Raw genomic sequence first — 4,165 nt, forward strand, 5'->3', positions numbered from 1 at the left:
GGCCGGCTCCTCGGCGCCGCCACCACCACCCCGAACGTGGTGGACATCATCGAGGACCTGCTCACCCCGGAGACCGGATTCGCGATCGCCGAACGCGCCGTCGAACCCGGCGAGGTCGGCGATTCACCGCGGCAGCTGCCCGACATCGTCCTCGGTGTGGTGCGCGACGGACAGTTGCTGCGCAGCGGAACACCCGAGGTGGACTCAATCGAAGCCGATGACAGGCTGCTCTACATCCGGCAGATAACGGATTGATCGAGCGGAGATACCGCAACCAGCCTTCGCTCGCCGTCCCATTTCCTTGGTTCCCTCGGGGTCCGATCACTTGTCGCGCACTGTGGCACTAGCTGATCACTTGCTTGGTGGACAACGGGTTCTCTCCGCGTGTCGGTCAGGTGGTCGTCGTTGTGGCGGCCATGATTGACAAGGGAGATGACGACGATGCGAGCTTTTCCGGTGCAGATGCCCTCTGGAACGCGGTACTGGACGGTGATCGACGAGGACCTGCTGGTCATGTCGGTGGCGGATGCATATCTGCGGTATGTGAGGTTCGGGCGTGATGGGGCCGAGTCCACGACCAAGTCGTATGCGGGCGCTGTCGCGTTGTATCTGTCGTGGTGCGCGGCCACGGGGCAGGACTGGCAGGCCGCGGCGGGGAAGATGCCGTCGTTCGTGCTGTGGCTTCGCCACTCCCCGTCGCAGCCAGGAGGGGCAACGGCCGGCGGGGTGGGCACGATCGTGGTGCGTGGACCGAGGCGGATCAACTGCGTGCTCGCGGGGGTGCGGGGGTTCCTGGCCTTCGCGGTGGATCACGGCGACGCTCCGAGAGGAGTGCTTGGTCAACTGTACGAGCTTGCCGATAGCCAGGACCTGCCGGCGGAGGCGCGCGGCGAGGACGGCGCCTGGAGGCTGCGGATGAGGGCCCGGCACCGGGTTCCGATTGTCAGGCAACGGCCCGGCCGGGCCAGCGATGACGACGTCCTCCTGCTGTTGCGGGCGTGTCGATCGGCGCGTGACCGGCTGCTGATGCTGCTGCTCGCGCTGGCAGGTCTGCGTCGCGGCGAGGTGGTTGGACTGCGGCGCGAGGACGTCCACTTCCTGCTCGACTCATCGGCTTTGGGCTGCAGCTTCCCCGGATCGCACCTGCACGTGGTGCGGCGACAGAACATCAATGGCGCGTGGGCGAAGTCGCGGCACTCGCGGATCGTCCCGGTGGATTCCCTTGTGGTGCAGGCCCACGACCAGTATGTCGCCGAGCGGGCCACGAAGGCCGGGGCGTGGGAGAGCGACTTCGTGTTCGTGAACCTGTTCCGTGCGCCAATCGGCGCGCCGATGACTCCCGGTGCGGTCAATGCACTGCTGGCCGCGGCCTCCCGCCGCGCGGGTCTGGATCGGGCGGTGCACCCCCATGCGCTGCGGCATGGGTTCGCCAGCAACGTCCTCGATGCCGGCGGGAGCATCGACGAGGTCCAAGAGCTCCTCGGGCATGCCTCGATCAGTTCGAGCCAGGTGTATGTCCACCCCGCACCGGAGCGGTTGCGGGCGGCGGTCGAGCGGGTAGGCCGAGCCGTCGGCCGCGGCGGCACCGAGGACGTGACAAGGTGAGCGCGTTGCCGGCTGGTGCGCTGGCCGCCTCGACACACGAGGACGAACTGGAAGCCGAACAGGCCAAGGACATCTGGGCGATGTCCGTGTTTGGCCATCGCGGACGGTTGGACTTCACCGCGATCAGCCAACCCTGGCTGCGCGAAGGTACGAAGCGGTGGGCGATACAAGACCTGATACGCCGTCGAGGCGACGGAGTCACCACAGTGCTGAGAGCTCACGTCGCGGCCTTGACCGGGCTCTCGGAGAGCCTGCGCATCCATCGCAGCGACCACGGCCTGATCATCGGCGCGCTCGGCCGCCACGACATCGAGATGTTCCTGCAGCGACTCGCCCACCTGGAGCACTGCGACAAGATCAGCGCCTTGTCCCGATCCCTGGGCTGCCGGAAGGTCCATCACGCGCTACGCCAAATGCGACTACTCGGCCTGACCCGGGCCGGCGAGCCACTCGGCGGGCTGCCCGACGACTTCGCGCTCCGCCGCGAGGACGTTCCCCGGCGCCCGGACCGGCCGGCCCCACACCGGGCGTTGCCGCCCGAGATCCTCGCCCAGCTCTGCGATGCCCGCGCGTTGCCGGCTGGTGCGCTGGCCGCCTCGACACACGAGGACGAACTGGAAGCCGAACAGGCCAAGGACATCTGGGCGATGTCCGTGTTTGGCCATCGCGGACGGTTGGACTTCACCGCGATCAGCCAACCCTGGCTGCGCGAAGGTACGAAGCGGCCGGTTGAGGCGGGTCATCAGCGTCACGTCCTCGGTGCCGCCAAGTCTCGGTGCCCTACGGCACCTGCCGCGAACCCTCGAACGTCCAAGCTGGGGGTGGCGCCTGCCCATTCCGGTTCCGCTGCGTCGGCTGCGACCACTTCCACACCGATCCCTCCCATCTGCCCGAGTTGAAGGCATACCTGCATGACCTACTCCGAGACCGCGAACGCGTACTGGCCACCGCCGATCTCGAAAACTGGGCCAGGACAGAAGCTTTGCCCTCAGAAGAGGAAATCCGACGGGTCAAAGACCTCGTGCACCGAGTCGAAGAACATCTCGAACAGCTCACCCCCGCCGAACAAGCCGACATCGCCACGGCCATCTCGGCAGTGCGACGCACCCGCCAGGTGACCGGCCTGGGCATGCCCAGCATCAACCGCCAGCCCGATCTCGGCAAGCCACTGGAGAGACCGTGAACACCAACGCCATCGCCGCCGCCCGGCAGGCCCACAGCACCAGATGCCGACAACGCGTCCTCGCCGCGCTCGAGCAGGCTGCGCATTTGGGTGACGAGATCACCGTCTCCGCGATCGCCCGCCTCGCCCTATTGACTGAACTAATACGAAAGTCTTCCCAGTTCAACGGGCATGTAACGGCTTCTTGCATTACTGTCTCCGCTCATGATCGGAGACGGTGAGCCCGAGCGGGATTTGGCCCAATTGCTGGTTCCTCGGTCGGGTCGGCTGGAGGCGACGGGCAATCGGTACGAGCCCTATCAGCTGCTTGATCCTGATGGGGTGCCCGTGGTGGCGGTCACCGCCTACTTCCGGGATCTGCTGGCCTCGGGGCGAGCGGAGTCCACGCTCCGTTCGTATGGGATGGATCTGCTGCGATGGTTCCGGTTCCTGTGGTCCGACACCGGCGTCGCGTGGGACCGGGCGACTCGGGTCGAAGCCCGTGATTTCTGCAGATGGATGCAGGTCGCAGGGAAGCAGCCTCGCCCGCATTGGCGCGCGTCTGGAGCGGCCCTGTCATCGAAACCGGCTCGTGGTCAAGCCTTCGCGCCGTCGGTGCGTGCGCATTCCGAAACGGTGCTGCGCTCGTTCTATGACTTTCACCGAGATGCGGGCACCGGGCCGATCATCAACCCGTTCCCGCTGGACCGGTCCCGCCGCGCCGGTCGGGCGCACGCGCACCACAATCCCATGGAGCAGCACGGCAACGAGCGCAGCGGGCGGTATCGGCCCAAAGTGCCCCGCCGGGTCCCGCGCAGCGTCCCGGACAGCGAGTTCAACGAGATCTTCGCCCGGCTGCCGTCGCATCGTGACCGGGCACTGATCGCCTTCTACGTGTCAACGGGGGCGCGGGCGTCGGAGTTGCTGTCGACCACGCTGGCGGGAGTGGATCCAGGGCGGCAGTTGATCACGGTGGTGCGCAAGGGAACCCGCGAGTTGCAGGAACTGCCGGCGTCCACGGACGCGTTCGTGTGGTTGCGGCTCTACCAGGTGGAGATGGCCGATCTGATCCCCAAGGGACGCAGGCAGCCGCTGTGGTGGACGCTGCGACGTCCTGCCCGGCCGCTGACCTATCACGCCGTGCACCGCATGTTCGAGCGAGTCAACCAGCAGGCAGGCACCTCGGTGACGTTGCATGCCTTGCGGCACACGGCGACCTATCGGATGGCCGAGGACCCGGCCTTGCCGCTGACCGATGTCCAATTCGTCCTTGGTCATGCTCAGTTGACCACGACTCAGATTTACCTGACGCCCCGCAAGGAGGATGTGATCCGGCGGGTGCTGGCCCACCACGCCGAGCAGACTCGGCGGGCGGTTGAGCGGGCCCGCCCGGCCCCG

General features: G+C 67.0%; 4 protein-coding genes and 1 pseudogene. All 5 read left to right on the top strand.

Annotated features, from left to right (window positions below; translation table 11 throughout):
- Positions 1 to 255, top strand: a pseudogene (locus MLGJGCBP_RS51085) (potassium transporter Kef); the annotation flags it as partial.
- A 177-nt stretch (positions 256 to 432) separates the two neighbouring features.
- Entirely contained in the window at positions 433 to 1,605 is a 1,173-nt protein-coding gene (locus MLGJGCBP_RS47005; protein WP_012686951.1) for a tyrosine-type recombinase/integrase, read from the top strand.
- Positions 1,602 to 2,504, top strand: a complete 903-nt coding sequence (locus tag MLGJGCBP_RS51090) for a hypothetical protein (protein WP_012686952.1) — start codon at positions 1,602 to 1,604, stop codon at positions 2,502 to 2,504. Before MLGJGCBP_RS47005 ends, MLGJGCBP_RS51090 begins: the two co-directional genes overlap by 4 nt.
- Positions 2,501 to 2,788, top strand: coding sequence for a hypothetical protein (locus tag MLGJGCBP_RS47015; protein ID WP_012686953.1), 288 nt, complete (start codon positions 2,501 to 2,503; stop codon positions 2,786 to 2,788). The genes MLGJGCBP_RS51090 and MLGJGCBP_RS47015 overlap by 4 nt, the downstream gene beginning before the upstream one ends.
- A 330-nt stretch (positions 2,789 to 3,118) precedes the next feature.
- The coding region (locus MLGJGCBP_RS47020) for a tyrosine-type recombinase/integrase (RefSeq protein WP_236581719.1) at positions 3,119 to 4,165 on the top strand (1,047 nt) is incomplete at its 3' end.

The sequence above is a fragment of the Rhodococcus sp. T7 genome (genome assembly GCF_009872365.1).
In the GTDB taxonomy this organism is placed as follows: domain Bacteria; phylum Actinomycetota; class Actinomycetes; order Mycobacteriales; family Mycobacteriaceae; genus Rhodococcus_F.